Origin of the sequence: Herpetosiphon giganteus, assembly GCF_016907925.1 — a bacterium.
Classification (GTDB): Bacteria; Chloroflexota; Chloroflexia; order Chloroflexales; family Herpetosiphonaceae; genus Herpetosiphon; species Herpetosiphon giganteus.
In genome coordinates this window covers 22,204-47,273 of record NZ_JAFBCZ010000037.1, presented here as the reverse complement: position 1 = coordinate 47,273, position 25,070 = coordinate 22,204, and the positions used below count along the sequence as shown (strand labels likewise).

Annotated in this window: 14 protein-coding genes; 11 read left to right on the top strand and 3 right to left on the bottom strand. The window is 51.2% G+C overall.

The annotated features are described in order from the left end of the window. Window positions 1-162 precede the first annotated feature (162 nt). Entirely contained in the window at window positions 163-8,367 is an 8,205-nt protein-coding gene (locus JOD20_RS23270) for a CARDB domain-containing protein (protein WP_204757570.1), read from the top strand. Between the two features lie 131 nt (window positions 8,368-8,498). Here the strand turns inward: JOD20_RS23270 and JOD20_RS23265 are convergent, their stop codons facing one another. Further along, window positions 8,499-9,101, bottom strand: a complete 603-nt coding sequence (locus tag JOD20_RS23265) for an LOG family protein (RefSeq protein ID WP_204757569.1) — start codon at window positions 9,099-9,101, stop codon at window positions 8,499-8,501. A 232-nt stretch (window positions 9,102-9,333) separates the two neighbouring features. On the opposite strand from JOD20_RS23265, the gene JOD20_RS23260 reads away from it, so the two are divergent. After that, window positions 9,334-10,005, top strand: coding sequence for an endonuclease III domain-containing protein (locus tag JOD20_RS23260; RefSeq protein ID WP_204757568.1), 672 nt, complete (start codon window positions 9,334-9,336; stop codon window positions 10,003-10,005). Window positions 10,006-10,837: 832 nt separating this feature from the next. Further along, window positions 10,838-12,196 carry a GH1 family beta-glucosidase gene (locus tag JOD20_RS23255; RefSeq protein WP_204757567.1) on the top strand — a complete coding sequence of 453 codons (1,359 nt, stop codon included), beginning with the start codon at window positions 10,838-10,840 and terminating at the stop codon, window positions 12,194-12,196. Here the strand turns inward: JOD20_RS23255 and JOD20_RS23250 are convergent, their stop codons facing one another. Further along, complete coding sequence (locus JOD20_RS23250) at window positions 12,197-13,525, bottom strand: DJ-1/PfpI family protein (RefSeq protein ID WP_204757566.1); 1,329 nt, start codon at window positions 13,523-13,525, stop codon at window positions 12,197-12,199. It abuts the gene before it with no gap. Then, complete coding sequence (locus tag JOD20_RS23245; RefSeq protein ID WP_204757565.1) at window positions 13,519-14,493, bottom strand: GlxA family transcriptional regulator; 975 nt, start codon at window positions 14,491-14,493, stop codon at window positions 13,519-13,521. Before JOD20_RS23245 ends, JOD20_RS23250 begins: the two co-directional genes overlap by 7 nt. 640 nt (window positions 14,494-15,133) lie before the next feature. Between JOD20_RS23245 and JOD20_RS23240 the strand changes: the two genes are divergently transcribed. From JOD20_RS23240 to JOD20_RS23205, 8 genes are all read left to right on the top strand, one after another. Further along, window positions 15,134-16,219: a LacI family DNA-binding transcriptional regulator gene (locus JOD20_RS23240; RefSeq protein WP_204757564.1), complete on the top strand. Its 1,086-nt coding sequence runs from the start codon at window positions 15,134-15,136 to the stop codon at window positions 16,217-16,219. A 96-nt stretch (window positions 16,220-16,315) separates the two neighbouring features. After that, window positions 16,316-18,109 carry an ABC transporter substrate-binding protein gene (locus JOD20_RS23235; protein WP_204757563.1) on the top strand — a complete coding sequence of 598 codons (1,794 nt, stop codon included), beginning with the start codon at window positions 16,316-16,318 and terminating at the stop codon, window positions 18,107-18,109. A gap of 85 nt (window positions 18,110-18,194) precedes the next feature. Then, window positions 18,195-19,172, top strand: coding sequence for an ABC transporter permease (locus tag JOD20_RS23230; protein ID WP_204757562.1), 978 nt, complete (start codon window positions 18,195-18,197; stop codon window positions 19,170-19,172). 10 nt (window positions 19,173-19,182) lie between these two features. After that, entirely contained in the window at window positions 19,183-20,187 is a 1,005-nt protein-coding gene (locus tag JOD20_RS23225) for an ABC transporter permease (RefSeq protein WP_204757561.1), read from the top strand. Beyond that, window positions 20,135-21,148 carry an ABC transporter ATP-binding protein gene (locus JOD20_RS23220; protein WP_110518377.1) on the top strand — a complete coding sequence of 338 codons (1,014 nt, stop codon included), beginning with the start codon at window positions 20,135-20,137 and terminating at the stop codon, window positions 21,146-21,148. The genes JOD20_RS23225 and JOD20_RS23220 overlap by 53 nt, the downstream gene beginning before the upstream one ends. 8 nt (window positions 21,149-21,156) lie before the next feature. Next, window positions 21,157-22,200, top strand: a complete 1,044-nt coding sequence (locus tag JOD20_RS23215; protein ID WP_204757560.1) for an ABC transporter ATP-binding protein — start codon at window positions 21,157-21,159, stop codon at window positions 22,198-22,200. After that, the gene (locus JOD20_RS23210) at window positions 22,197-24,215 is read left to right on the top strand and encodes a beta-galactosidase (protein WP_204757559.1); all 2,019 of its coding nucleotides are present in this window, start codon (window positions 22,197-22,199) and stop codon (window positions 24,213-24,215) included. Before JOD20_RS23215 ends, JOD20_RS23210 begins: the two co-directional genes overlap by 4 nt. After that, window positions 24,208-24,990 carry a hypothetical protein gene (locus JOD20_RS23205; protein ID WP_204757558.1) on the top strand — a complete coding sequence of 261 codons (783 nt, stop codon included), beginning with the start codon at window positions 24,208-24,210 and terminating at the stop codon, window positions 24,988-24,990. Before JOD20_RS23210 ends, JOD20_RS23205 begins: the two co-directional genes overlap by 8 nt. Window positions 24,991-25,070: the final 80 nt, after the last annotated feature.

Here is a 25,070-nt window from a genome sequence, read left to right as displayed (position 1 = left end):
TTGGTAATAGGCGTATTGTTGTCGCTATCTCATCGCAACAGCTTTGTTTAATTCGTTTTCTCGGCACAAGCGCTTAAGCCTGCTGGCTATTTGAGTGTGCCTTTTTTCAGGGCCTTGTTTGGGTTCAATTGTAGGCTTGGTGGTATTAATAAGGGAGCTTCTATGATTCGTGAAACCAGTCGGTTTGCCCGGGCTGTTCGCCTGAGCTTAATCCTATTGTTGGGCCTTCAATTGGTAGTCCATCCCCAAACATCGTCTGCAGCTCCCAACCCTGCTGCCGCCTTGCCCGCCCAAGCCCAAGCAACTGGCTTAATTCGTGGCAAAACCGAAGCGCTCGACCCCTACTTGCAACGCGTTGCCGCTACTGATCCTGATTTATTTCAAGAAGCTGCCTTATTGGCTGTCCAAGATGTATTTAATGGCACCTTGCCCGAGATCGCTGGCGATAAAGCGATCGAGGAGCAAATTAGCTATTATCTTAATCGGGTGGCGCTGGGCTTGCCAATGCAACCAAGCGTTAATGATCCAGCAGTCAGCTCGGCGCTCCAAGCTGATGCCTATTTGTGGGAAAATAATCAAGCGGCGATTGGCGCAACCTGGCAGATGACTGCCCGCCCTGATACTAACCCGCAGGCCTTTGCCCAAGAATTCGATGCCCTCGCTGCTGCGCAGATGCCAGCAGTGATTGTAAACTCGCCCCGCACTGAAACTCCAACACTTACAGTTGTCGAGCCAGCGCTTGATCCGGCGGAAACCGTATTTGTCCCAGCCTTGCCAAGTAGCCCAGCTCGACCGAAAGCCCGCTCGGTTACGCCAAGCAGCCCAGCAATGAGCCAATTTTTGGCCAGCTTGCCAAGCCAGCAGGCAGAAGCCAATTTTAGCGGGTTGCGGATTCAACCCCAAGTGGCGATCAATAATCCAGTTCAAACGCCATACGCCAAGTTGGCAATTACTGCAACTGCTCCTTTAGCAACAAGTTTTGATGAGTTGATCACCTACACGGTGACGATTAGCAATACTGGTGGTCAAGCTGCCTCAGCGGTTGAAATGACCCAGCGTTTGCCAGCAAATGGTATTTTTCAAGCGCCAGTCAATGGTTGTCTGCTCAAAGATGTTGATCAGGTGATTTGTACGGTTGGCAATTTGAATGTTAATCAAACCAAAAGTTATGAAATCCCGGTAAAAATGAAGGGTAATGGCATTTTAACCAGCACCCTGACGGTCAAAGATTCATTAATTATCAACCCTGATACCAAACTAGCCTCGATTAAAGTGACTACAGCTGTTACCTCAACCAAGCGAACCCAACAAGAGGTTGGCAAGATTGTGATTGCGGCTGAAGAATTTACAACGTTTTTTGGCGAGACCGAGGCTTCGGGCGCGGTCGAAATTGGCTTTAAAAAGAATGGCAAATATACCTATCACCTGCGCCTCGGGCCAGATGATAAAATTAAATGGGATGCGGTTGGTACGCCAACGATCGTGACAACCTATGGCAGTGTCTCGCAAATTGAAGAAAATTTTCCCTTGTTCAAGGGCGATTTTGAAATTGATGTGAGCAAAGACAAGCCATTTATCACGCCAAGCCCCACAATTACGCCAACAATTAAGCATTTGGCTGGCTTCCAACTTTTAGGCAGCGCCGTGATCAGCGATGTGGCAATTCTGTCTGGTGAAGCGGGCTTTATGACCGAACTCAAGGTCTCGTTGCCTGGCATTACCACCACCTCGAATTTAACCCCTACCACCAAAATCACTACTACCACCTTGCTGCAACCAAGCGGCATTCTCACAGGTACAAATCCTGTTTCAGGCACGGTGAAGCAGAATACCTTGCGCGTGACTGGGCTGATTAAGCCAGGTGGCAAGGGCGAAGCCAAAATCAACGAGTTTGAAATGTTCTTTGCTGGCTTGAAGGTCAAAGTAAAAGATGCGACCTTCAGCGGCGATAAAATTAAAGTCAAGCAAGCGCTATTAACCATGCCCAAGCAGCTTGGTGAGCTAACTGGGATTGTCGCGCAGATCGAAGTAACCTCAAAATCAATTACCTTTGGCGGGGTTGGGGTGAAAATTCCCTTGCCCAATATTTACCCCTTAGGTAAACCGACGACGAGCACCAATCCACTGAGTTCAACCAGTCTTTTGGCTCAAACAGCTGCGTTGAGCCAAACCGGAGCGTATACTCCAGCAATCGCCTTTATCAAAAACTCCGCCACGATCATGTACGATAGCAAGGATGGCTTTAGCCTCCAGATTGATAGTACGCTTGATTTACATGTCGCCAGTAACGATCGCAAAATTCCGGTTGAACTCAAAATCGATTGGCAAGGCAACGTCAAAGGCACAATCAAAAAACTTGAGCTTAAAATTGCCGGCCATGATCTCGAAATGAAAGATGTGGTGATTAGTAATTCGGGCTTGAAGGTTGATGAAGCCAGTTTTACCATTACCTTCCCATCGGAGAAGAAGCAAGAGCCAAAAGCCGCAGCTCGGGCCGCAGCAACAGAAGGCGATAAGAAAAAAGAAGATAAGAAATTAACCATCACAGTCAAGAAGGTTTCAATCACCAAAAATGGCTTTGCGATTGGCGAAGGCGCGATTGCTAGCGATTTGCCCGATTTTGGGCTTGGCGAGAGCATTCGCTTTACTAAAAATAAAGTTAAGTTTGTAGTCACCAACCCGATTACCGATGCTGCCATGGAACTAGAGCTTGAAGGCACGCTCAAAGTGCTGATCAAGAGCAGCGAAATGGAAACCAAATTCAGCGCCAAATGGGATAAAAAGGGCAAGTTCTCTGGCAAACTCAAAGAATTAACCCTGACCGTGGCCAGTTCGAAGCTCGAATTGAAAAATGTTGAATTCAACACCCAACGCTTTTCAACCAACTCAGCCAGTCTGACCTTGCCAGCGTTTCTTGGCAGTACCAAAATCATTCTCACCAAAGTGGTGATTGACGAGAATGGGCTTTCATTTGGCGATGCGGCGGTCAAAATCCCGGTCAAATTTACGATTGGCAAAGAAAATGGCGAACCAAGCCCAACTAATTCAGTCACAATTTCGGGCACGCTGGGGCTTGATTTCAAGCAAGATAAATCGTATAGCTTTGTGTTTGCTGGCAAAGTTTCAATCACCCTCGCCTCGCAAACTGCCGAAGCTGAAGGTATGGTCCAGATCGATAAAGATGGCAAAGTAACTGGCAGCGTCGATAGTTTCGAGTTGACGATTGCAGGCATGAAGCTGGCAATCAAAGAAGCGAGCATCGAAAACGGCACGGTTAAAGCCCGCGAAGCCACATTTGCAATCCCCAAAGAATGGGGCGGCTTATCGGTCTCGGTCTACAATATTGAGATTTCCAAAGAAGGCTTTTCGATTGGCGGTGGCTCGTTCAAATTGCCAGAAATTAAAGTTGGCGATATGTCGCTGAGCCTCGAAGGCACGCTCAAGAAAGAAGGCAATGGCTGGATCATCGCTGCTGGCGGTGAGTTGAAATTGCCCAATGCAAGTGGCGCTGGCTGTAGCGGTCTCGGCGTGAGCGTCGAGATTTTTGCTGGCAGCAATCAAACCGTGGCAATGCGGATTGTGCCTGCTTCGGCAGATGCGATTAATGCCTTCCAATTGCGCAAAGTTGGTGTCGTGCTCAAGTGTACGATTCCCTTGGGGACAAGTGGCTTTGATCTAACGCGGATTGAGGGTACGGTAACCCTGACCAGCAATGTGACCAAAATCGAAATGAAGGCCACAATCGAAAGCAAAATGGGGATTGGTAGCTTCCGTGCCGTCACAGCCGATGGCAATATGTCGATGGAATATGTCAAAAACCCCTATAAATTTGAGATTGGCATCGGCGCATCGATGAAGATTTTCTCGATGTTTGAAGCAGCTCGTGCGAGTGCCAAAATGCGCTTTACCGATGGCGCAGTGCCCTTCTTGTTTACCGCCGAAATGAATATTAACGCTGTGATTGCCCGTGGCAATATGAAACTGACTGCCTGGACCAAAGATGGTGCATTCAACTTGGTTGGGCGCATCTATGGCGAAGTTGGGGTTAAACGCGGGGCCTTGGTCGATAGTTGTTGGCGGGTTTGGCTGCCATTCCGCACCCGTGAAGTCTGTTTGCGCATTCCCAGCGACGATTTCTTTATTGGCGCAGGCATGGAGTTTGGCAAGTTCAAGCGGGGCAATGGCGATACGTGGGGCTTCAAAGCCAGCGTCAATATTGCCGGAGCCAACTATGGAATTTATGTTGATACCAATGGCCGATTTAGTGTTGGCAATGTTGATGATTATCGTTTGATCGATGCTCCATCGCTGCGCCGCGCGCAATATTTGCACGATTTGAACGCCAAACAGCAACTCAATCGGGCGAGCCTAAGTGCTGAAGATACAGCCTTGTTCAACGACTACAGCTTCAACAATCAAGAAATTATTATCAGCACGGTCGAAATGACTCGGCCTGGCGATTTGATGTTGAGTATGTTACGCTCGGTCAGCGATAGCGATTTGCAGGTGAGTTTGGTGCGGCCTGATGGCTTGCGCATTACCGGCAGCAATCCTTCAGGCAACGTGACCTTTAATGAAGTGTTTGTTGATCCACGCGATATTCGCGACCCAATCACTCAAGCACCTGACCTCACGTCACCGCCAATGATTCAAACCAGCCTGAATGTGACCAATGCAGACCTTGGTCAGTGGAAATTGGTCTTGCAACGTGCGCCAGCCTTCGATTTTATTATCAATATTAGCGGCACGGTCTATGGCCCGCCAATTGAAAAATTGGCAGTTAGTAACCAGAACGACAGCAATAATCTTGTTGATTTGGCATGGATGCAAAGCACGCCTTACACCGCAACCGCAACAATTTATGCTAGCCAAGATACGATCACCGATACGGCGAGCTATACCAAAACCAATAACTTCTTGCGTGCCGATGGCATTATGGCCACCGAGACGATTACGGTTGATGTTGGGACGGTAACGAAGTTTGGTGGCTATCCGTTAGCAAGCTTCGATTACGCCGAAGGCGTCCAAAACGCTAGCGAAACGCTAGATCTTTCCTCGCTCAAGAGTGGCGTTTACAACCTGTGGCTCGAAGTCAACGATGGTCAAAATCCACCAAGCCGTCAATACTTCCCCAATACGGTGAGCGTGTTGCACGAATTGCCGCCGACTTGGACGAGCACCACCGTGATTACGCCAGGCTATGGCAGCTTGGATATTGCTTGGGAACCGCATCCAAACCCTGATATTGATGGCTATGAAATTCATGTTCGCAGCCAAAACGATCAATTTGATGAGGATCTCGCGATTATTGATGTTGGGGATGCTGGCACGCAAATCGTGACCGGCTTAACTGGTGGCGAGGCCTACGATGTGATGATCGTTGGCTACGATTCAGGTACAGGTCGAACGTCGGAGTCGAGCTTTGCTGCGGCAACGCCATTGGTTGCGCCATTCAGCATCAGTGCCAATCCAAGTGGATTAACCTTGGATGCTGGCGTGGCAGGCACAAGCAATTTGACGATTGCTTCGAGTGTCAATCCTTATCCAGAGCAAGTGTTTTTGGAAATTGCCGAATTGCCTGAAGGCTTTGCAGCCCAAATTAACACGCCAATTCTGACCCCAACCTTGGTTGGAGTTCAATCGAGCGTGGTGCTAACCCCAGCCGCCAGTTTGCTTGGTGGAACTTACACCGTGACCTTGGTGGCCTTGTCGAATGGCAGCGAGCGCTATCTCAGTATTCCAGTGACGGTGCGCGAACCAGACTTTAGCCTGCGCACCAGTGTCGATAATCTGACCCTGACGAATTTCAATAGCACCAGCGTTGAGATTGATGCAACCTATCAATTTAGCGAACGTGATGAGGTTTTCGTTGATGTGGTAGATATGCCAGCTGGTGTTGATTGGTCATTCACCCGCTCAAGCTTTATGCCAGGCGAAAAAACGCGCTTGATTCTTACCGATACGCTTGATCTTGAGTATGGCGATTACCCAATTACCTTGTTGGCTTTTGATAATGAACATGCCTACACCAAAACCCTTAATCTTGCAGTAACTGGCTTCTATGTCGAAGCAGTTGAGAATCAAGCGGCTCGACCGCATGAAGTTGGCGCGCCCTATGTTTTGACGGTCGATGGCAATGATTGGAATCAGCCAATTGAACTTACTATTGAACAGAAATCCGATCAGCCATTGTTCTTTGCTAGCTTGTCGAGTGCTACTGCTGAAGTTGGGCAACTGGTCAATCTGCAACTAAGCCCATTGATTGATACTGCTCCTGGTAGCTACGAAGTCTTGGTGCATGCGGCGAGCGCTGGCTATACCCAAACGATTCCATTGTATGTCACGGTTCAAGCCAACGAACTGACGACCGACGTGGCGATGGGCTACGAGGGTTTGACTGAAGGCTATGTGGTTGCCGGCGAAAGCTACAGCTACATCCTTGCACCGAAGAATATCAGCCTTAATCCAGCGCGTGATGTCATCGTAACTGAACGCATGCTGAATAATACATTGGTGACGCTTGCTGATGCTGATGGCTGTGGCGTGGCAACGAATGGTACGACAACTAGCTTGAGTTGTAGCATTGGCGATATTGCCGCTGGCAGCCAAAATAGCGCCAAAACGCTGACTTGGCAGGTCAAGCCCGATGTTGCTGAAGGCTCCTTGATCTCACATACTAGTGAGTTGTTGGTCAACGATACAACAATTTATAGCGAAACCTCAGCAATTGATAATCGTGGCGAAGTGGCCTTTACGGTCGAACGTTTATCGGATCTCGATTTGACGGTTGATTATGCAGACGTGGTGAATGCTGGCGAATTGGCCACCCTTACCGCGACAATCACCAATCTTGGGCCATCGGTTGCAGCCGAAACGGTCTTGGAATTCTATCTCCCAGCAGGTACAAGTTTGCATACTGCCAGCGTTGGCTGTGTTCAAGAAGCTGAATTGGTCAGTTGTCAGTTGGGAAGTTTGGCAGTTGGTCAGGTTGCAACGGTTGCGGTGACGCTCAAGATTAATCCTGATCAACGGGAATATCTGGAAACCTTGGTCGCCGTTGATAGCGATTCGTATGATGAGGATTTGAACAATAATGCCGTTTACACCTTCGCTGAGGTTGCAGCTGCTGCTGATTTAGCCGTCACGATTACGCCAAATCGGAGCGCAATCAACGAAGGCGAAGCAGTTGAATATCTGGTGACGATCGTCAACCAAGGCTCAGCCACCGCCAATAATCTACAAATCGAACTTGATTTGCCAGCCGAAGCCGATATTGTTGAGCTGCGGATTGGCAATGTGTTGGAGCTGCCTGAGCAATTGATGCTTGCACCTGGAGCAAGTTTGACCGCAACGATTGGCATTCTCTATCCTGAGGACGACGCTGGTACGCCAATCAGCATTCAAGCAACCGCCTTGGCCGATGAAGCGAGCGCTGTAACTGCCACGAGTGCCAATCTCAGTGTGGCGAATTTGGCCCCAACTGGGCTGTTTACCAACACCATGGTTGTCAACGAAGGCGAGTTTGGCGTGCTTGCAGTAATGATCGACGATGCTGGAACCAGCTACGATCCATTGAGCGTGGCCTGGGATTTGGATAACGATGGGGCGTTCGACGATTCGAACACGGCAATTACGCGCTTTGATGCCCGCTCGATTGATGGAACCACGACCCGTCCAGTTGCGGTCAAGATTCTTGATGATGATGGCGGCGAAACGATTCTGAATGGCACGGTGATTGTGCGCAATGTTGCGCCAATGGTTGCTGCTGGCCCTGATCAATTCCAAATCTATAACGAGCAATTTACCCTTGATTTGGCCTTGAGCGATCCATTTGCCAACGATACCAAGACCGCCAGCATTGATTGGGGCGATGGGGTGATTGATACGCTGCCGCTGGCTGCCCAAGTAACAGCTGCCAGCGCAGACCATACCTATGCCGCAATTGGCAAATATGCTACCAAGGTTTGTGTGACTGACGATAACCAAGGCCAGGGTTGTGATGAAGTGGTGTTGTATGCCATGTGTCGCGATAATGGACTCTTAGTACGCGTCGTTCAACAAAACACCCAAATTAGCATTATTTTGGAGAATGCGAGTGGGAATGTGGCCATTCCGGCGGGCATGCCATTGACCCTGTATCACGGCAATACGGCCTTACAAAGCTTTGTGCTGGATCAGCCGTTGGCGGTTGGGGCTTCGCGTACGCTCAACTATACCTGGGCCAATGCCCCCTTGAGTGCAACTCTGCGGGTGGCCACCGACGATAACGGTACTGGCACAAAATCGACCGATTTCTGTTCGGGGAGTGTCTACAAGTGGGCGATTAACACGACGATCTATGCACCGGTGATTATGGTTAATCGCTAAGTTTGCTGATTGCGCTTGCTCGTTTGCGGGCACGGGCATCACTATAAAAAACCTGACTGGGGGCTGGAATGCTTGCTTATTCCGGCCCCTAGTTGCATTTTTAAGCAGCGTGGGGTAATTGCGAGGTGGGTTTACAATTCATCGCGTTCGAGCCATTTGGCAATGCTGGTTGGCGCTTTGAAATTGGTCACATCGTGGAGCACTTCATCAAGCGTTGTGCGAATTGAGATAAAGCGCCGATGTTCTGGAGCCACAAAGCCTTGGCTGACCGCCGCTTCGATGAATGTCAGCAGCGGGTCGTAATAGCCTTGGACATTCCAGACCACAATTGGTTTGGCGTGAATGCCAAGCTGGGCCCAGGTTAAAATCTCAAATAATTCCTCGAACGTGCCTAAACCACCGGGAAGCGCGATAAAGGCGTTTGAGCGTTCGGCCATCATTGCTTTGCGTTCGTGCATACTGCGCACAACAAAGCGTTGCGATAAACGGGGGTGGGCAACTTCTTTTAAAAACAGGCCATCGGGAATAATGCCCTCGACATAGCCGCCAGCTTCGAGCGCGCTATTCGCCAAGATGCCCATCAAGCCATTTGAAGAACCACCATAGACTAAACCGAACCCACGTTGCGCGGTCGCGATTCCAAGTTCCCTAGCAGCATTGCTATAGTCGGGCTGCGCTCCATTGCGCGAACCACAGAACACACACACACTAAATCCTGGTCGTTTGGGTGTCATGCCAATCTTGCTCCTTGTGTTGTTGCCTGCGGCACATGTCATCATAGCATGGAACCGCTTGCAATGAACCATGCGCTAGTTAAATTAATCGTCAATGATGGGAGATAATTTTTTGCAGTAAAGTTTGCTCTACAAACACGATATAATGATTAAGCTCCATGCTGATTCATCGTTATTAAATGGTGATGCGCCGCTCGGCTTTGCGGCCAATTGCAACCCAGAAGGAATAGAAATGGTTAACCCTGAGAAAGTGCTGCAAACTTTGCAGATTTTGCGCGAACGCTTTGGGCCACGGGTGCTACACACCCAACGCGATCCGCTTGATGAATTGGTTTTAACGATTCTTTCGCAAAATACCTCTGATCGCAATAGTGGGCGGGCCTTTCGCGAACTCAAAGGACGTTATCCAAGCTGGGCCGCAGTGCTCAACGCCGAAGCAAGCGAGCTTGAGGAGACGATTCGGGTTGGCGGCTTGGCCAAAATCAAAGCGGCCCGCATTCAAAATACCTTGGCTGTCATTTTAGAGCAACGCGGTGAATTTAGCCTCGATTTTTTGCGCGATTTGAGCCTTCACGAGGCGCGTGCTTGGTTGACGGCCTTGCCTGGCATTGGCCCCAAAACTGCTGGCTGCGTGCTCTGTTTTGCCTGCAACCAGCCAGCCATGATCGTCGATACTCATATTCATCGCGTGGCCAAACGCATTGGCATGATCGGCCCCAAAGTTTCGGCAGATGCAGCGCACGATTTGCTAGAAGCAGTTGTGCCTGACGATCAAATGTACCAGTTTCATGTCAGTGTCTTGCTCCATGGCCGCCAAATTTGCCATGCCCAACGCCCAGCCTGCGAGCGCTGCCCACTCACCGAGATTTGCGATTTTTATCAGGGGTCAGGTGTTAGGGGCTAGGGGTCAGGGATCGGGAACCAAGCAACCGCGAAGATCGCGAAGAACACGAAGCTGGGGCTATTGGCTATTGGCTATTGGCTCTTGGATTCATCCCTCATCCTTCGGTTGCTCTGCGCCGCTGCGTTAAACAGCGGAAAGGAAAATTTTGACGTGCAGATAGCGCAAAACAGTCCACGGAGAAACATTTGGGGGTGCAGGGGGCTGAAAACCTCCTGCGTCTCCCGCCTGGAGGCGGGACGGAAGGGTGGCGAAACGATGATTAGGGATCAGTTATTGGGGATCGGGGATTGGGCGTTGTGTAACCGCGAAGAACACGAAGCACTAATAGCATCAATTTTGGCGTGCAGCTAGCGGAAAATCATTGGGGTTGGCAACAGATGGTTGGCACAGCACGGGCTTCCGATCCCTAGCCCCTGACCCCCGACCCCTCGCGCGAAACCCCCTGCGTCTCCCGCCTAGAGGCGGGACGGAAGGGTGGCGAAACAATCACATAGGCATGAATCCGATCAATCGAATTGACAATTGATTAGCACGAATGTGAGCAACAAAAACGATTGCGCTTAACACAAAATCTTTGCTTCAATCAGTTTGTTCGCCAATAAAACATATTCGCCCAAGTGCTAGCATGATTTAATCATCTTGCTCATGCGATTGTTGTGAAAAGAGGCTGAATCTGCTAAGATACGCTCTGAAACCGGTTCCAAACGTGGTTTTAAGCGAAATCAAGCAAAAAAGCCCATTGCCAAGCGTCGCAACCTACCGTACAATAGCGGGCGTGGGGCAATGCGGCTAGAGTATGCAGACACTGCATGTCTGTAAGGAGTACTCCGGCATGACTCAGCGTGCTTTTCCTTCCGATTTCCTCTGGGGTTCCGCTACATCGTCGTATCAAATTGAGGGCGCTGCGTTTGCCGATGGCCGTAGCGAATCAATTTGGGATCGTTTTTGCAAACAACCTGGCGCTATTCTTGATCAATCAAATGGTGATATTGCCTGCGACCATTACAATCGCTATCGTGATGACGTAGCTTTGATGGCACGTTTGGGCTTGCAAGCCTATCGTTTTTCGGTGGCTTGGCCGCGCGTCTTGCCAAACGGACGCGGTGCGGTCAATCAGGCAGGCTTGGATTTCTATCGACGCTTGGTTGATGAACTTTTGCAACATAATATTCGGCCATTTGTAACGCTCTATCACTGGGATTTGCCCCAAATTCTCGAAGAGCAAGGCGGCTGGCCAGTGCGCGCCACCGCTGAAGCCTTTGTCGAATACGCCGATGCGGTTAGCCGCGCTTTGGGCGATACGGTCAAGGATTGGATTACCCATAACGAGCCATGGTGCGCTGGTTTGCTCGGCTACCAAAATGGCGAACATGCTCCAGGCCGCAAAAATTGGAACGATGGCCTCAAGGCCAGCCACCACTTGTTGCTTTCCCACGGCTGGGCCGTCGATGTGATTCGGCGCAACGTTCCCCAAGCAAGCGTTGGGATTACCCTGAACTTTACGCCAGCCATGCCTGCCTCGCGCAGCACCGAAGATCTTAATGCCACCCGCCATTTCGATGGCTTCTTCAATCGCTGGTTCCTCGACCCAGTGTATGGCCGCGAGTATCCCGCCGATATGGTGCGCGATTACACTGAGCTTGGTTATTTGCCCAATGGCCTCGATTTCGTCCAAGACGGCGATTACAAGGCCATGGCCGCAACCACCGATTTCTTGGGCGTAAACTACTACAGCCGCGCTGTGCTTCACGATCCCAAAACTGGCACCGCACCCAAACTGGATTCGGAATACACTGATATTGGCTGGGAAGTTTATCCTCAAGGCTTAGGCGATTTGCTCAAGCGCTTGGCATTTGCCTACAACCCAGGCAAAATTTATGTGACTGAAAATGGTGCTAGCTACAACGATGGCCCTGATGCCAATGGTGAAGTCAACGACACCCGCCGCACTCAGTATTTGCACGATCACTTGAGCGTTTGCTCCGATGCAATCGCCGCTGGCGTGCCCTTGGCTGGCTATTTCGTTTGGTCGTTGATGGATAACTTTGAATGGGCCAAGGGCTATAGCCAACGCTTCGGCGTGGTTTGGGTCAATTACGAAACCCAAGAACGGATTCCCAAGGCCAGCGCCCACTGGTATAGCCGCGTGGTCAAGGCCAATGCAGTGCAACCATTGGAAGTTTTAGCCTAATTAAGTTTTCGTGGTGGCGGATTTGCGCTTGCTGATCCGCCACCGTCCGTAGCACGCCCCCAAGCCAACCCCAAGCCAAATTCCTATCCATCCTAGTGTTCGCCACGGCCAACTTGCGCCCCGCAAGGCTAATGGCTGGCGATATTCCGTGCGTTTGGCGGCAAAACGTGCACTTGCTTGATCTTGATCTGTCGCAAATCGGCCAAGTGCCAAGCCAAAATAATTGCTATTTTGCGCCAAATCGATGCGTTCATAGCCGATGTTATGCTGTTGCGCCCATGTTTTGGCTGGTTGATTTGCCCCAAAGCTGAGCAAACTATCAATTGTCGGGGCTGCATCAGCCTGAAAGCGTGGAATCAATTGCACGCCATGGGCTGAACGAATGCTTGGCTCAGCAGCAATTGTACGAAAATCATAGACCCACGAACCAGTATAAACATCAAAAAACGCCGCTAGCGCTAGCTCGTCAATTCCCTGCTCAAGCCAAATGCCCATGGTCTGTTTAGGCCAATAGAATGCTGCATTTAGCAGATACACGCTATCGCTTGATGCAATGCGATAGGCTTGCATGGTAGCGCTTGCAAGATAACGCTGATCTGCATAATTAATTGCTTGGCCAAGTTGTTGGATCACTACTGAACCATGGGTTTTTTGCAAAAAATACAGAGTTGCATCAATCCCTGAGGTTAGCCCAGCCGTGGTGATGATTTGCTGATTTGTATCGACATAACGTTGATTGCTTTGCCATTGTACCTGTGGATAACGCTGCGCCAAACGAGCAAGATCGGCCCAATGTGCCGTGGCAGGCAATCCATCAAGCAAGCCGCTTTCGGCCAGAACTTCAGCGCCAGTGCACCACGCCATTAATACGCTGGCTGACTGGCGTTGTTGGCGTAGCCATGCCAAAACTGGCTGATTTTCGTGAGCTTGAATCTCGGTAATTGCTGGCACGATAATCAGCGCTGGCGGTTGATCAAGCAGCGCCGCTACGCTCGCAAACGAGTGATCAGGCAGCACATCCAGTCCACCGCTCAAGCTACGCAAACTCGTTGTTTCAGCGACAATATACAAATTGTACAGGCCAGTTTTGGCTAATAAGGCATAGGGCGCGAGCACATCGGTAATTTCGCTGACTGTATTGCCTAGCACTATCAGCGTAGTAGGTTTTTGGGCATCGTGGTGCTTTGGTTGTATTTGAATGTTGGGGTTATTATTGCGCATACTCATGGCAATTTGCATTGAGTAATAGCTGCCAACGCTGGCGGCAAGTGCTAATGGCAGGCAGGCGAGCAGCAAGTAGCTCATGCTGCGCAAAAGACGTTTTAACATGAAACTGACTCCTGATGATGGCGATGTTGCGTGGGCGTTGTGCCAAAATTGCGCTGCCAAAGCCGCCGAAAATGGCGCGCATCACTAAAGCCTACCTCTTGCGCAACCTGCTCAATGCTCCAAGCCGGATTATTGAGTAAGGTCGCAGCAAGTTCGAGCCGCAGCTGTTGCTGATAGCCAATTGGGGTTAGGCCAATGCTTGCACGAAACGCTCGATTGAGCGAACGCACGCTGAGTTTGGCAATTTCGGCCAATTGTTCGAGGCTAATTGCGTCGCTAACGTGCTCAGCCAAATAATCTTGGGCACGATGCACCCCGAGATGCAGATGATTGCGATATTGCAAATAGATGCTGTGTTGAGCTTGTTGGCCGCTGCGCCGCAAATACAGCACTAATTGACGGGCAATTTTGGCGACAATTAATGAGCCATAATCTTGCTCAACCAGCGCAAGCGCCAAATCGATCCCTGTGCTGATGCCTGCGCTAGTGATAATTTGCCCAGCTTGAATGTATAACACATTGGCTCGAACATTGGCTTTGGGGTAGCGCTGCTGCAAGAGTTCAATCGCAGACCAATGGGTGGTACATGCGCGCTGATCGAGCAGACCAGCCTCGCCCAGCACAAATGCTCCACTACAAATTGCCGCGATTCGGCAACCAAGCGTGGCCGCAGTTTGCAGCCAATGAATGATCGCAGGATCGATTGGCTGCGCTTGGTTTGCATAGGCATCAAGTTGCACCCCTGGAATTAAAATTGTTGCCTCAGGCTGTAATGTTGCTAAGCCCGATTGGGTTTGCAGCACTAAACCTTGGGCGCTAACGACGCTAGAATCTATACCACAAAACTGTAATTGATAGCCTGCGCCTTGCAAGCTTGCTTCGTGAAATACTTGGCTTGGTCCAGCGCAATCGAGCAATTGCACAGCTGGCAACAGCAACACATAAATTGGCCTGCTAATCTCAGTCATACTGCATCCTCAAATTGGTTTATAACAACGATCTGGCCATAAGCATAGCTGGCAGCAATCGTGGCTACAAGGCTCGATCGTGCCAATCAGCGGACGGATTTGGCCAAGCAGAGAACATAGAACAAAGAGCATAGAACATACTGCCCAAGCAATTGATTCACGAAGAGCACGAAGAATGGCTATGGGCTATCGGGGATTGTTTGAAATTCCAATACTTGTTCCGATAGCTCATAGCTGTACTGGTACATCAGGTTAACAACCGCCTGATCCCCTCACCCCAACCCCTCTCCCACGTGGCGGGCGAGGGGCTTTCATCGCGTGGTTCTGTCGCTCTGCGTGGTGAACCTGGGTGCTCCCCCTCGCCCGCGTCCAGTGGGAGAGGGGGCTGGGGGGTGAGGGGACATGGTTGCCAATCCAATTCCCGATAGCCCATCGCCCATCGCCTGTAGCCAGTTCCCTACCTACATAGTGACATTTTCTAGCCACTTGACGAAGTGCAGCCCATGGTTTACAATCTTTTTCTGTAAGCGTTTGCATAAATAAAAACCCAAACAAGCCTCTCTAGGTGCAAAACCCCACAACATTTCTGTAAGTGCTTACAATCACAATCTGGTTCGCAGATGCAAAGGCGCACAACGCAATGAGCAAGAAACTCGACCAAGCAACCCAAACCCTCAAAACACCCCGGAGCCGCCGTAGTAACGGCAATGGCCTAAGCAGCACCACGATTATGGATGTGGCGCGTGAGGCCGGGGTATCGTATGCAACAGTTTCGCGGGTAGTCAATAACAAAGAATATGTTAAATCGGATACCCGTGAACGTGTGTTGAAAGCGATTACAAGCTTGGGCTATGTCGTCAACCAGCAGGCCAGAAGTTTGGCTGGCGGGCGTTCATACGCAGTTGGGTTGTTGGTGCGTGATCTTGGCTCAAGCTATATGGGCGAAATCGTCAAAGGTATTGATGATGCACTGAGTGCAGCGCAATACAACTTGATGCTCTACACTACCCATCGCCGCAAAATCAAAGAACGGATTTACGTCAACAATTTGATCCAAGGGATGACCGATGGGCTGCTGTTGGTTTTACCAGAAAACCTCGAAGCCTACTTAGAAACCCTTGATCAAACCCAGTTTCCCTATGTCCTGATCGATCATCAAGGGCTTGATGAGCGCACGCCAGTCGTAATTACGACGAATTGGCAAGGTGGCTATGATGCCACGCGCTACCTGATTGAGCTTGGTCATCGACGGATTGGCTTTATCACAGGCATGATGGACATGCTCAGCTCGCAAGATCGCCTGAGTGGCTATCAAGCAGCCTTGCGTGACCATGGCTTGCCTGTCGATCCGCAATTGGTTTATGAGGGGACGTTCTATCAACCAGGAGGCTATAGTGGAGCGCAAAGCTTGTTGCGGCTACCAGAACCGCCAACAGCAATTTTTGCCTCGAACGATGTTATGGCCTTTGGGGTGATGGAAGCAGTTCGCGATGCCGGATTGCGGATTCCAAGTGACATCTCGGTGATTGGCTTTGACAACATTGCGCAAGCCTCGCAGGTAGCACCGCCACTGACGACGGTCGCCCAGCCATTAGAACAACTAGGGCGCGAAGCTGTTCGAATGTTGCTCGTGCGGATGAATAATCCTGAGCAACCGATTGAGCGTAGCATTTTGCCAACCACCTTGATCATTCGCCAATCGTGCGACGTTCCTCGGAACGTGTAACGCGACAAAGTTGTCGCCCGCCTGGAAAGTAGGGCCCACCGACCAGCGCGGGTGTGTGGATAGAACGATCTATCGCATACAGAAAGGGTATCCACCATGAAGCTACGGTTTCCTGCGTTGATGATGCTGGTTATTATCTTTACCAGCATGTTGGCCGCATGTGGTGATGCGTCAACCCTCACGCCACAAGCAACTCAAGGACAAAGCACAACCGCTCCAGCCGCTACTGCAACAGAAGCTCCTGCCACCGGCAGCACCGATGCAACCGCCGAACCAACTGCTGCGGCAACCACAGATACCGGTTCCACGAGCAGCGATGGCAAAGTATTTTTGACGGTTTCTGACCAACAACAATCAACTTGGGTGCGCAACTTCAACCCATTTGCCAGCGATAACCGTTGGCCAACCGCCGCCGGCATCTACGAACCAATGTTTATTTATAACATTGCAACCGGCAAAATTGAGCCATGGCTCGCCACCGAATGGGCTTGGAATAGCGATAACACCGAGTTGACCTTCACCATCCGCGATGGCGTAAAATGGTCAGACGGCGAAGCTTTGACTTCAAAAGATGTTGTCTACACCCTCAACTTGATGAAAGATAACGAAAAGCTGCAAGGCAATGGCCGCGCTGCAATGCGTTTCATCGATACGGTTACTGCCGATGGCAACAAAGTTGTCGTGAAGTTCAAAGAAGTTTCAACCATCGCCATGTATGATATTGGCCATCAAATGATTGTGCCAGAACATATTTGGAGCAAGATCGCTGATCCTGTGACCTTCACCAACGAAACTCCTGTGGCCAGCGGCCCATTCACCGAAATCGTGCGCTTCCAAGACCAAATTTGGGAGCTTGGCAAGAATCCAAACTACTGGCAAGCTGGCAAGCCATACATCGATGGCATTCGCCAACCAGCCTACCCAAGCAACGATGCTGCCAACTTGGCAACGATCAATGGCGAAAACGACTTGGCCAGCAACTTCATTCCTGATGTTGAAAATACCTATGTCGCCAAAGATCCAGAAAACAACCACTACTGGTTCCCACCAGTCAATGCGCCAGTGATGTTGCTGTTGAACACCACCAAGGCTCCGTTCAACGATCCCAACGTGCGCAAAGCAATCAGCATGGGCTTTGATCGCCAACAAATTACCGAAATCGCTACCTACAGCTACAACTCACCATCAGATGCAACCGGTTTGCCCGATTCATTTGCTGATTGGAAAAATCCTGAAGCTGTTGCTGCTGGCGATTGGGTCAAATTCGATGTTGAAAAAGCCAACAAAATGTTGGATGAAGCTGGCTTGACCCGTGGTGCTGATGGCATCCGCGTGTTGCCAGATGGCAAGCCAATGACCTACGACATCAACGTGGTTTCAGGCTGGACCGACTGGGTAACCGCCGACCAAATCATTGCTGAAAGCTTGAAGGAAATTGGCATCAACGCCACCACCCGCACCTACGACTTTAGCGCTTGGTTCGATAAAGTCCAAAAGGGCGAGTTTGATATGTCGATTGGCTGGAGCAACAATGCCCCAACGCCATTGCAATTCTATCGCGGCTTGATGTCGGGCGAAACCGCCGATACTCCTGTTGGCGAAGCCAACGGCGACAACTGGCACCGCTATGGCAATCCAAAGGTCGATGAATTGTACTCACAATTTGTCAAAACCTCAGACCCAGCCGAACAAAAGAAAATTATGAACGAAATTCAGATGATCTTCGTTCAAGAAGCTCCAGCTATTCCAATTATGCCAAACATCTACTGGGGCGAGTACAACACCAAACGCTTTACCAACTTCCCAACCGCCGAAAACCCATATGTCTTGCTTTCATCGTTCGCCCAACCCGACCGCTTGATCCTCTTGACCAACATCAAACCAAAATAAGCAGTGTCTGGTTTGGTCGTGTGCTGGAGCCATTATGGCTCCAGCACCAACCCGACCCAGGCGCGAAACCCTGAAAGGAAGAACCATGCGTTTCTTGTTGCGACGGCTGGGCTTTTACGCGGTCGCGGCTTGGGTCTCGCTTACCGTCAATTTCTACCTGCCACGGCTTATGCCTGGTGACCCAGCCTCTGCCATCTTCGCCCGTTTTCAAGGCAAACTCCGCCCTGAAGAAATCGATTCGCTGCGCAAAGCTTATGGCCTAAGCGATGCCCCTTTGCTCGAACAATATTTCACCTATTTGAAGAGTTTGAGTCGCGGAGAGTTCGGCATCTCAATCAACTTCTTTCCGGCACCAGTTACAACTGTGATTGCTACTGGCTTTATGTGGACGATTTTGCTGGCTGGTTTAGCCACCGTGATTAGCTTTTTCTTCGGTAATGTGTTGGGAATTATCGGCGCTTGGCGGCGTAACGGTATTCTCGATTCAGTCGCTCCACCACTATTGACCTTCATCGGCGCATTCCCCTACTTCTTTTTGGCGATGCTTGCGCTGTATTTCCTTGCCTTTCAAGCAGGCTGGTTCCCCTTACGCCACGCCTATAGCGATGCGCTATCGGTCAATTGGGGCAGCCTCACCTTTATAAAAAGCGTGGTTACGCACATGATTTTGCCAGCAAGCTGTATTGTGCTGGCTTCGATCGGCGGTTGGATGCTTGGCATGCGCAATACGATGGTCGGGATTCTCTCCGAGGATTACATCACCATGGCGCAGGCCAAGGGTTTATCGCAAAAACGGATCATGTTTAGTTATGCAGCCCGCAACGCCTTGTTGCCCAACGTTACTTCGTTTGGCATGGCGCTTGGCTTTGTGCTCAGCGGCTCCTTGCTGACCGAAATCATCTTTGCGTATCCAGGTTTGGGCTATTTGTTGTTGCAAGCAGTGCGCAACTTGGATTATCCATTGATGCAGGGTTTGTTTTTGATGATTACCTTTGCGGTGCTTGGAGCCAATTTCTTGGTTGACATTTTGTATGTGTGGCTCGACCCACGCACTCGACGTTAGGAGTAGTGCCATGCAAGCAACCCCTGAAAAAACCTTGGTCTCAAAGTCCAGCGAAGCAACCAAAATCGCTCGGCCTTGGCTCGCTCGCTGGCCCTTGCTACGGGCTTTTGTGCGCAATCGCAAAGCCATGCTTGGCGTAAGCATTCTGTTTTTCTTCATTATGGTGGCCTTACTAGCACCATGGATTGCCCCAGGCAACCCCAAGAAGATGGAAAGCCGTGCTCACTTAGCTCCGGCGTGGGTCGCTGATAAGCCCGCTCCTGGTGGCAAAACCTTCTTACTCGGTACAACTGGCCAAGGCCAAGATGTCTTTCGCCAGCTAATCTGGGGTGCACGCTTATCGCTCAGCGTTGGCCTTAGCGTTGGCATCGCCTCAACAATTGTGGGCACAATTATCGGTCTCACAGCTGGCTATCTTGGCGGCTGGGTCGATGATCTGCTGTCGCTGTTGACCAATGTGATGTTGATTATCCCGGGCATGCCGTTGCTGGTTATTCTCGCGGCCTTTCTCAAGCCGGGGCCAGTGACGGTGGTGATGGTTTTGACGCTCACTGGTTGGGCCTGGCCTGCCCGCGTGATGCGTTCGCAAGTGCTTTCGCTGCGGGCCAAAGATTTTATCGCGGCCTCAGTCGTCAGCGGTGAACGCACACCGCGAATTTTGTTTAGCGAAGTCTTGCCAAATATGTCCTCGGTGTTTGTGGGCAGCATGGTTGGTTCGACGGTCTATGCGATTGGCGCTGATGTTGGTTTGGCCTTCCTTGGCTTGACCGATGTTGGCACGACCAGCTGGGGCACGATGCTCTACTGGGCGCAAAATAATGCCGGCATTTTGACTGGCGCGTGGTGGACATTCGTTCCAGTCGGCATTTGTATTGCCTTGTGTGCCTTTGCCTTGACCATGCTTAACTATGCCCTCGACGAAATTACCAACCCTCGCTTACGTGCCGAAAAGGAGACTACTCATGGCAAGCGCAACCGTGCCAACGTCCTTGTCACCCCAGTCGTCCGCAAGTAGTGCGGCTGAGCCGTTGCTCGATGTTCAGGATCTTTCGGTCGAATACCAGACCTTGCGCGGGCCTGTTCAAGCGGTTTCGCACGTTTCGTTCAGCATCGGCCAAGGTGAAGTGTTTGGCCTTGCTGGCGAATCGGGCAGCGGTAAATCGACGATCGCCCACGCGATTATGCGTATTTTGCACTCGCCCGCGGTGATTACTGGTGGCAATGTGCTGTTCGATGGCGACGATGTGCTCGAAATGGATATGGATGGCCTCGAAGCCTTCCGTTGGCGTGATGTTTCGATGGTGTTTCAGAGCGCCATGAACGCCCTCAACCCCGTTTTGACCGTTGGCGAACAAATTGCCGATGTGATTCAGCGCCATCAGCCCAAAACCACCAAGCAACAAGCCAAAGATCGAGCTGCCGAATTGCTCGATATTGTGGGGATTGATCGCAATCGGGTTGATGATTATCCGCATCAGCTTTCCGGCGGGATGCGCCAACGGGTGGTGATTGCGGTCGCGCTTGCGCTCAAACCACAATTGATGATTATGGACGAGCCAACCACCGCGCTCGATGTGGTCGTCCAAAAAGATATTATGCAGCAAATCGAGTATCTCAAAAAAGAGCTTGGTTTCTCGATTTTGTTCATCACCCACGACTTATCGCTGATGGTTGAGTTTTCCGACCGCATCGGCGTGATGTACGCTGGTGAGATTGTCGAAACCACCAATGCTCATGAGCTATTCAACAAGCCGCTGCATCCCTATACCCAAGGCTTGATGGCCTCGTTCCCAGCCTTGGTTGGCCCCAAGGAAACCCTAACTGGGATTCCTGGTTCGCCGCCAAATATGCTCGAACCACCAAGCGGTTGCCGTTTCCACCCACGCTGTTCCAAGGCCTTTGCCCCATGTCCACTGCAACAGCCAAGCCTACGCGAAGTTGAACCAGGCCATTTTGTGGCTTGTCACTTGTATTGAGGTGCGTCATGACCAAAACTGTGTTAACTGCTGAGCAGTGGCAATTAGCCCAATCTCCCGACCCTGTGGTGCTCGAAGTGCGCAATTTGACCAAACACTTTCCAGTTGGTGGCATGTTTCGCAGCAAACATGTGCATGCCTTAACTGATGTGTCGTTTGCAATTCGCCGTGGCGAGGTGCTGGCGGTCGTGGGCGAATCGGGCAGCGGTAAAAGCACAACCGCCCGTTTGATTGCGCGCTTGATGGAGCCAACCAGGGGCGAGATTTTATTCCGTGGCCAAAATGTCTTGCAAACTGAAAAACGTGGTGCCTCGCTCAGCTACCGCAGCGGCGTGCAGATGATCTTCCAAGATCCGTTTGGTTCGATGAATCCAACGCACTCAGTTGCCCACCACATTATGCGCCCGCTGCAGATTCACCATAAAGTTGAGCGGCGCAGCGATTTGTTGCCGCGCGTGCACGAGTTGTTGGCGACGGTCGGCCTTAATCCGCCCGCCGATATTGCCAACAAATATCCCCACGAGCTTTCTGGCGGCCAACGTCAGCGGGTTGCCATTGCTCGCGCTTTGGCAGTCGATCCCGAAATTGTGCTGGCCGATGAACCAATTTCGATGCTCGATGTCTCGATTCGGATTGGTGTGCTGAACCTGATGGCCAAGCTCAAAAAAGAAATTGGGATTGGCTACCTCTACATTACCCACGATATTGCCAGCGCTCGCTATTTTGCCGACCGGATTATGGTATTGTATGCGGGCCAAATGATGGAAGGTGCCGATAGCGATGAATTGATCGGCAATCCGGCCCATCCCTATACCAAACTCTTGCTTTCAGCGGTGCCGAACCCTGAAGTTGCGCTTGGGCAGCGTGAAGTTGTGGCCCGTGGTGAGCCACCTTCGTTGATCGACCCGCCGCCTGGTTGCCCGTTTGCGGCGCGTTGCCCCCAAGTTATGGATGTCTGTCGCAAGGTTATGCCCGATGTGCAAACGATTGCGCCAAATCACTGGGTTCGTTGCCATTTATATGGTGAGGGTAGCGGAGGAACTGCGGCATGAGCGTCACGCTAACTGCCAATGGTCTCGCCGTCAATGGTCAGGAGGTGCCGGTTTATTCCGGCACTATCCACTATTGGCGCTTAGAGCGCGACCGCTGGGAATACATTCTCGACCAAGCCAAAGCGCTTGGTTTTTCCATGGTCGAAACTTACATTCCTTGGGGCGTGCATGAAACCGCTCCCGGCGAATACGATTGGGGCCAAATCGATCCGCGCAAGGATTTGGCGGCCTTTATTCGGCTATGCTATGAACGCGCAATCTGGTTAATTGTCCGGCCTGGTCCATTGATCAACGCCGAACTGACCGATTTTGGCTTTCCCAAATGGATTTTGGATGATCCCGCGATGCAGGCCCGCACTGCGCTCGATACGTTGCATTTTAGCTTGGCAGCCGGCTTGCATCCGCCGCATCAATTTCCGGTGCCATCGTATACCAGCCCCGAATATATGGCCGCAGTTGGCGTGTGGTTCGACCACATGTGCCAAGTGATTGTGCCGCAACTTGCGCCGCATGGGCCAATTGTGGCGGTGCAAAGCGATAATGAAACCTGCTATATGTTTCATGAGCAAGCCTACGCCACCGATTATAGCCCCTCGGCGTTGGCCTTGTATCAAGCAATGTTGGCTGAGCAATATGGCGCAATCGAGGAATTGAATCACGCCTACGCCACCAATTATGCCAGCTTTGAGGCGGTGGTTGCACCGCGCGATGCAGATATTGCCAGCCGCCCCGATTTGATTGCCCACCTCGATTGGGTACGCTACAAAGAAGTGCATGTGAATTGGATTGTCGCCACCATGGCCGATATGCTGCGCGAGCGCGGCGTAGTTGATGTGCCCTTGTTCCACGACGTAGCCTTTCAATATCGCACGCCGCTCGATATTAACGCCATGGAAGCCAACGGCCATGTCGATTGGGTTGGGATCAATTATTACCGCCAACCGCAAGGCTTTGATGGTGCGACAACCTTGGTGCGTTATATGGCTGGCACGACCCGCTTGCCCTTCATCCCTGAGTTTGGCAGCGGCTTGTGGATTCACCACGCCATGACTCCAATGCCAGCCGAAACTGAGTTTGTGAGCTTGGCGGCACTCATGTATGGAGTCAAAGCCTTTAATTTCTATATGTTGGTCGAGCGCGATCGTTGGCTGGCCTGCCCAATCACCCGCCATGGCGATTATCGGCCAGAATATGCCCAATTCTTCGAGCGTTTGCTGGGCTTTTTGCAGCAGCAACAATGGTGGAACTTTCAGCGCAAGCCAGAGGCGTTGGTGCTGATGAGCTATGATCTAGGCCGCTACCGAGCAGCAACCTCGACTTTGCACTATGGCCATGTTGATCTGTTGGGGCTACCGCCAGCGCTCAATCGGGTCGAATTAGATTTGGGTTTTGGCACGGATCTGGAAGCTGAAAGCGACGATTTTGATCCTCAAAGTTGGTATGGCTCGTTGCGACGCACGCTCGAAATCAACCATATCGATTACGATTTGAGCGATAGCCATTTGCGCAGCACTCGTATTGCCGACTATAAATTGGTGTTTGCCCAAAGCGTCGATTGGATGAGCAACGCCGATCAACAACGCTTGTTGCAGGCTGCCGAAGCCGGAGCGACGGTCTGGCTTGGCCCAACCTTACCAACCCTTGACGAATATTTTCAACCTTGTACGATCTTGGCTGATCAATTGGCGGGCAAGCGTCAAGTTGCTTTGGGTGCTGGCCATTTGGGCCTACTTAGTCAGGCCGAATTAGGCCCGTTTTGTGCCGAACTGGCCGCTGGTTTACCCGTGCGTCCACAACATCAACAGCTGGCGGTTACCAGCCATCACTATCAAGGTCGCGAGATAGTGTTTATTGCTAATCCAACCGCCGAAGCCATCAACTCAAGCTTGGATTTTGCCCAGCCAGTGCGCTTAACCAGCATCTGGGGAGCATTCGAAGGCGCTGCATTGCAACCACAGCACCCGCTTAGCCTAGCAGCCTACACGATTGCCATTGTTGAGGTGCAGCATGATTGATCGTTTCTGGCAGGTGTTGGATCTTGATCCAATCACATGGCGCAATATTGGGCGCTTTATCGAAGTTGGTAAATACTTCCAGGCAGCAAGGCCTGGCGAACATGGCCTGTATGTGCTTCACGATGGCCAACAGATTTTGCGCGCGGTGGATAGCAACAATCAAATTCAGCGTGAAATTACGGGCCAGCTGGCAACCACGCCGCAAGCCTTGGCCGAAGAATTGGCCAGCGAAGGCCGTTGGGATCGGGTGCATGTGATCAGCAAGCAGCATTTGGCCGACGTTGCCCGCCAAGCGCAACAGCCGGAACAACGCGGCCTAAGCATGCCTGCCTACTATCATCTGGTGTATTCGCTGTTGTGGGGCGAGGGCCAAGGCTATGTAACCGTGCCGCCGCCAGCAGGCCACTGGAACCATTGGACGTATGCTGGGATTGAGCAATTTTTGGCGCAACTTGGCTCAGAGGCTGGGCTTGCGCTGTGCGTGTTTGATGCTGAGCAATTGGCGATTGGCTTGCTTGCTGAATTGCATAATGGCCAAATCGCCTATGTGACGACCTTCGATGCTTATGCAGCTGAGGCCGTGCCCGAATTGAGCGCGCATGGTTTAGAGCATGTGCTGAAATTGCTTGAACAGCGCGGCATGCCAGCGGGAGCAGCGTTGCTCTGTAGCCGAGCTGCCTTCGAAGATTGGCTGGTTGCGCCCGACAAACTTGCCAGCTTACAACACGCGGCGGTGGCTAATGAAGCGTGGTGGTGGTTGCGCGAGCCATTGTAGCAAACACCACCTTCAAAAAAACACCACTCCCAAGTTGCATCAATTGCCATGAGCCACTATGATGCATGCAACGAATTTTT